This is a genomic window from Dolichospermum sp. UHCC 0352 (assembly GCF_009711925.1).
Lineage (GTDB): Bacteria > Cyanobacteriota > Cyanobacteriia > Cyanobacteriales > Nostocaceae > Dolichospermum > Dolichospermum lemmermannii.
This window is the reverse complement of record NZ_VIKY01000327.1, coordinates 1-5,244: the sequence shown is the minus strand read 5'-3', so window position 1 is coordinate 5,244 and position 5,244 is coordinate 1. Positions and strand designations below refer to the sequence as shown.

The 5,244-nt window shown below is 39.8% G+C and carries 5 protein-coding genes; 4 read left to right on the top strand and 1 reads right to left on the bottom strand.

The features are described from left to right. Window positions 1–86: 86 nt before the first annotated feature. Both zds and FJR06_RS23705 read left to right on the top strand, forming a co-directional pair. The gene (gene zds, locus FJR06_RS23715) at window positions 87–1,526 is read left to right on the top strand and encodes a 9,9'-di-cis-zeta-carotene desaturase (RefSeq protein WP_015079855.1); all 1,440 of its coding nucleotides are present in this window, start codon (window positions 87–89) and stop codon (window positions 1,524–1,526) included. A 193-nt stretch (window positions 1,527–1,719) separates the two neighbouring features. Beyond that, complete coding sequence (locus tag FJR06_RS23705) at window positions 1,720–2,172, top strand: SRPBCC family protein (RefSeq protein ID WP_015079856.1); 453 nt, start codon at window positions 1,720–1,722, stop codon at window positions 2,170–2,172. Here FJR06_RS23705 and FJR06_RS23700 read toward each other — a convergent pair. Further along, complete coding sequence (locus FJR06_RS23700; RefSeq protein ID WP_015079857.1) at window positions 2,169–3,113, bottom strand: aldo/keto reductase; 945 nt, start codon at window positions 3,111–3,113, stop codon at window positions 2,169–2,171. The genes FJR06_RS23705 and FJR06_RS23700 overlap by 4 nt on opposite strands. Before the next feature lie 218 nt (window positions 3,114–3,331). On the opposite strand from FJR06_RS23700, the gene FJR06_RS23695 reads away from it, so the two are divergent. Together FJR06_RS23695 and FJR06_RS23690 are read left to right on the top strand one after the other, a co-directional pair. After that, window positions 3,332–4,810, top strand: a complete 1,479-nt coding sequence (locus tag FJR06_RS23695) for a diguanylate cyclase domain-containing protein (RefSeq protein ID WP_015079858.1) — start codon at window positions 3,332–3,334, stop codon at window positions 4,808–4,810. Window positions 4,811–4,852: 42 nt separating this feature from the next. Beyond that, window positions 4,853–5,218 (top strand): Hpt domain-containing protein, encoded by a 366-nt coding sequence (locus tag FJR06_RS23690; protein WP_041457890.1) that lies wholly within the window; start codon window positions 4,853–4,855, stop codon window positions 5,216–5,218. The last annotated feature ends 26 nt before the right edge of the window (window positions 5,219–5,244 follow it).

The window sequence follows — 5,244 nt, the reverse complement described above, 5'->3', positions numbered from 1 at the left end:
TCTTCCAAATGCTTCGCCCCTACTGACAACTAACCAGTCACCAATTCAGTTACAATTTGTAAAGAAACTGAACAAGGAACGAGGGAATGCGCGTTGCAATTGTGGGTGCGGGATTAGCTGGGTTAGCAACTGCTGTAGATTTAGTAGATGCGGGCTGTGAGGTAGAAATTTTCGAGTCTCGTCCGTTTGTGGGTGGTAAAGTCAGCAGTTGGGTAGATGGTGACGGCAATCATATTGAAATGGGGCTGCACGTCTTTTTCGGCTGCTACTACAATCTGTTTGCATTGATGGAGAAAGTGGGGGCTGGGGATAATTTACGCCTCAAAGAACATAGTCATACTTTTATCAATAAAGGTGGACAAACTGGGGCGTTAGATTTTCGCTTTTTTACTGGTGCGCCTTTTAACGGATTAAAGGCGTTTTTTACTACTTCCCAACTTTCATTACGGGATAAATTCCAAAATGCGATCGCTCTGGGTACTAGCCCCATAGTTCAAGGTTTGGTAGACTTTGATGGGGCAATGAAAACTATTCGCAAATTAGATAAAATCAGTTTTTCTGACTGGTTCTATAGTCACGGTGGTAGTAAAGGTAGCATTAAACGTCTCTGGAATCCTATTGCTTACGCCCTGGGATTTATAGATTGTGATCATATTTCCGCCCGGTGTATGTTGACAATTTTCCAGTTTTTTGCAGTCAGAACAGAAGCTTCAATTCTGCGAATGCTGGAAGGTTCACCTCACGAATATTTACACAAACCTATTGTTAAATACTTGGAAGAAAGAGGCACAAAAATATACACCCGTCGTCAAGTCCGAGAAATTCAGTTTGCTGAGTCTGGCGACGAAACTCACGTTACTGGTATATTAGTTGCCCAAGGTGACACAGAAGCAGTAATTACCGCTGACGCTTATCTTTGTGCTTGTGATGTTCCAGGGATTCAGCGAGTTTTACCCCAACCTTGGCGGAAATGGCCAGAATTTGATAACATTTATAAGTTAGATGCTGTTCCAGTCGCTACAGTGCAGCTACGCTTTGATGGTTGGGTGACAGAACTGGGAGATGAGGAAAAACGCAAACAGCTAAATCATGCGACTGGGATAGATAATTTGTTGTATACCGCTGATGCTGATTTTTCCTGTTTTGCGGATTTGGCTTTAACTAGTCCCGCAGATTATTATCGTCCTGGGGAGGGTTCATTGTTGCAACTGGTATTGACACCGGGTGATCCTTTTATTAAGCAAAATAATGAAGAAATTGCTCACCACGTCCTTAAACAAGTGCATGAACTGTTCCCTTCGTCAAGAGATTTAAACATGACTTGGTACAGTGTGGTTAAATTGGCTCAATCTTTGTATAGAGAAGCACCAGGAATGGATGCGTACCGTCCCGATCAAAAAACACCTATTCCTAACTTTTTCCTAGCTGGGAGTTATACTCAACAAGATTATATTGACAGCATGGAAGGGGCAACGGTTTCTGGAAAACGTGCGGCTAAGGTAATTCTCGAAAGTTTGAAGAAGTAGGGACTGGGGACTGGGGACTGGGGACTGGGGACAGGTGACAGGTGACAGGTGACAGGTGACAGGTGACAGGTGACAGGTGACAGGTGACAGTTAAGAGGGAATAAGTAAAAGTTTACCAATTACCAATTACCAATTACCAATCACCCATTACCAATTACCAATTACCAATCTAAAATCTAAAATCTAAAATCCTATGAGTGAATGGTTAGAACATAGTGTCCAGGTAGAAGTTGAAGTTCCCATAGAATTAGCATGGGGATTGTGGTCTGATTTAGAGCAAATGCCTAAATGGATGAAATGGATTGATTCAGTCAAAATTACTGAAGATAACCCGGAAATTTCTCTATGGAAACTGAGTACAGGAGGGTTAGATTTTACGTGGAAATCTCGAATTACCAAAATAATTCCTTATCAAATTATTCAATGGGAATCGGTTGATGGTTTACCAAATCAAGGAGCAATTCGCTTTTATGATCGTCATGATCTTAGTATTGTGAAAATGACGGTTTCCTATGCTATTCCTGGCTTGATTGGTAAACTTATGGATAATTTGTTTTTAGGAAAGGTGGTGGAGTCCACAATTCAAGCAGATTTAGAACGGTTTAAATTATACGCTTTGAATGTGCAGGATATGAGCTTACCTTAATGTAACCAAGGACGAGTGATTTTCTCTAATTCAGCAATTTCATCTTGAGTCATTTTCCACCCTAAAGCCCCTGCATTTTGTTTAACTTGTTCAGCGGTTTTGACTCCAGCAATGGGAATGACATTACCTTGGGCTATTAACCAATTTAAGGATACTTGGGCAGGAGTGCGATCGTATTTTTCACCAATTTCTCGTAATAGAGATAAAACAGGGGCGATTTGATTTAAACCATCTTGACTAAATCGCGGATCTATGCTTCTTGCACCTTGAGGCTTATAAGAGGGCGTATACTTACCTGTGAGCAACCCTTGGGCTAGGGGACTATAAGCTAAAATAGTTACACCTAAATCACGGGCTGTTTGGGAAATACCTTTACCTTCTATTTGGCGCGTTAGTAGAGAATAACGCACTTGATTTACAGCCAAAGGTATGCCCCTATCGGCTAATATCTGGTGTGCTTCTCGCATTTGGGCTGCTGAATAGTTACTCACACCTACTGCGCCGATTCTCCCCCGTTTCACTTCATCTGCGAGGGTATTCATGAGAGTTTCTTGAGTCAAAAAGAAAGCAAAAGGCCAATGAACTTGGTATAATTCAATTTTCTCAACTTGGAGACGTTGGAGACTAGCCGTTAAAGCGTCAGATACAGATTTACCATCCAAACGCCAAGGTAAAGGGCCAAACTTCGTGGCAATTTGTACCTTTTGGGAGCTTTGTTTCATGAACTTTCCTAAAAACTGTTCCGAAAGTCCTAAACTGTAAACTTCTGCTGTATCAAAGAAGGTGATACCAGCATCTAAAGCTGCATTAAAAGCCGCTTGTAACTGTTCTTCACCATAGCCGTTGCCATAATTCCAAAATACTTTATCACCCCAAGCCCATGTACCGATACAAAGAGGGGGAACAGCTAGACCATTTTTTCCTAATGTGATGGTTTCCATTTTGGTAAAATTGATTATATTTACAAAAAAAAGGGAAGAGGGAACAGAAAAATCAGTTGTATAATTAATTCTGTCCCATTACTGATTTTGACCATGTTTCGGCTAAGATCATTGCCAATTGGATTGAGTATTATGTCTATTTTGATTCTGGGGCTACTCAACTCAAGTCATAATGTGTGTATAGTTTCAGTTCAAGTTCAGCAAGGAAATTATAGATAGTGACTTCCTCTATTCACATAAACAACACATTAGTATTAATTGTAGATGATGACTTAGTTATACAAATGCAATTACGTTATGCGATGGAAAAAGAGGGATATCAAGTGATCGTAGCAGGTAATGGCAAAATTGCCCTAAATATTGTCATGACTTTACAGCCAGATATCGTGCTTCTAGATGCAATAATGCCAGTAATGGATGGTTTTACTTGCTGCGATCAGCTACACACATTTGATCCTAACATTCCTGTATTAATGATTACAGGACTAAATGACCAAGATTCCGTAGATAAAGCATTTTCTGTTGGTGCTGCTGACTATATTACTAAACCGATTCACTGGGCAGTTTTAAGACAAAGAGTCCGCCGCTTGCTCCAAATGCACTGGACTATGAAAGAATTACAGTATAAGATTGAACAAGAGCAGCTAATCGCTAAAATTACCCAAAAAATCCGCACATCTTTAAACTTAGAACTAATTCTGAGTACAACTGCTATCGAAGTCCGTAAATTATTAAAAACTGATCGTGTCATTGTCTATCGGTTTCATCCAGATGGGAGTGGATATGTCATAGTTGAATCTGTAGCCGCTGAATGGGATTCTATGTTAGGAAGAGTATTTCAAGATACTTACTTTTCTGATCAATGTGGTTACGACTATCGGCAAAGTAATATTTATGTGATCGAAGATATTGATAATGCTGGGCTTTCCCAATGTCATATTGATTTACTGAGTCAATTACAAGCGAAAGCCAATTTAGTTGTCCCCATTCAACAGGAAAACAGTATTTGGGGATTATTGGTAGTTTATGAATGTTCTCAACCACGCAGATGGGCTAAATCGGATATTGATTTGCTAACACAACTAACAAATCCATTAGTCATGGCTATTCAGCAAGCAGAACTATATCAACAATTAGAAGCAGCTAACCAGAAATTACAACAACTAGCAAGTATAGATGGTTTGACTCAAATTCCTAATCGTCGCTCCTTTGATGAAGTTTTAGAGCGAGAATGGAAACGCTTAGAAAGAGAAAAAGTGCCTTTATCTTTGATTCTTTGTGATATAGACTTTTTCAAGAATTATAATGATACTTATGGACATCAATCTGGAGATGAATGTTTAAAAGAAGTTGCTCAAATTCTCTATCAAGTAGCCCAACGTCCCGGAGATTTAGCCGCTCGTTATGGTGGTGAAGAATTTGCTTTAGTTTTACCGCATACAGATATAGCTGGGGCAATTTGTATTGCAGAAATAATTCTCTCATCTATCCGCAGTAAGGGTTTGATTCATAAAAGTTCTCAAATTAGTTCATACCTGACCCTGAGTCTGGGGATTGCGACTATTATTCCTCAAGCCAGCGGTTCTGCAAAATTTCTCATTGCTAAGGCAGATGAAGCTCTTTATCGGGCAAAAGAAACAGGACGCAATCGCTACGTTATTTATCATTCAGAGGGAACAGAAAAAACTCATGTTTAATGGCAATTGCCACAATATAAAATCAAAATATTAAAGTTTACAATGTCTTCAATAGATACTCAGGTTTTAGAATCCTTACTGGATATGCTAGAAGGTGATCAGGAAGTTTTGGTGAAAATAATCAACTGTTATCTGGTGGAATCTCCGAAAATTGTCGCTGCGATTCAAATAGCTGTCACCAATGAAGACGCTGATACCCTCGACAAAAAAGCCCACAACTTAAAGTCTAGCAGTGCCTCTTTGGGAGCGATGAATCTCCATCAGCTTTGTTTAGAGTTAGAATCAAAAGGGAAGAGTGGCAATCTAGAAGGGGTTGTAGAATTGGTGTCACAGTTGGTTAATGAGTATGCACAAGTTGAAATTGCTTTCAAGAAAATAGTGAAAGTCCCGTCAGTAACCCAGCCCTAAAGGGACTGGGCTTGCAAGAGTAATCA

Coding starts and splice junctions, on each gene's coding strand:
- zds (WP_015079855.1), top strand. CDS start 87: ATGCGCGTTGCAATTGTGGGTGCGGGATTAGCTGGGTTAGCAACTGCT.
- FJR06_RS23705 (WP_015079856.1), top strand. CDS start 1,720: ATGAGTGAATGGTTAGAACATAGTGTCCAGGTAGAAGTTGAAGTTCCC.
- FJR06_RS23700 (WP_015079857.1), bottom strand. CDS start 3,113: ATGGAAACCATCACATTAGGAAAAAATGGTCTAGCTGTTCCCCCTCTT.
- FJR06_RS23690 (WP_041457890.1), top strand. CDS start 4,853: ATGTCTTCAATAGATACTCAGGTTTTAGAATCCTTACTGGATATGCTA.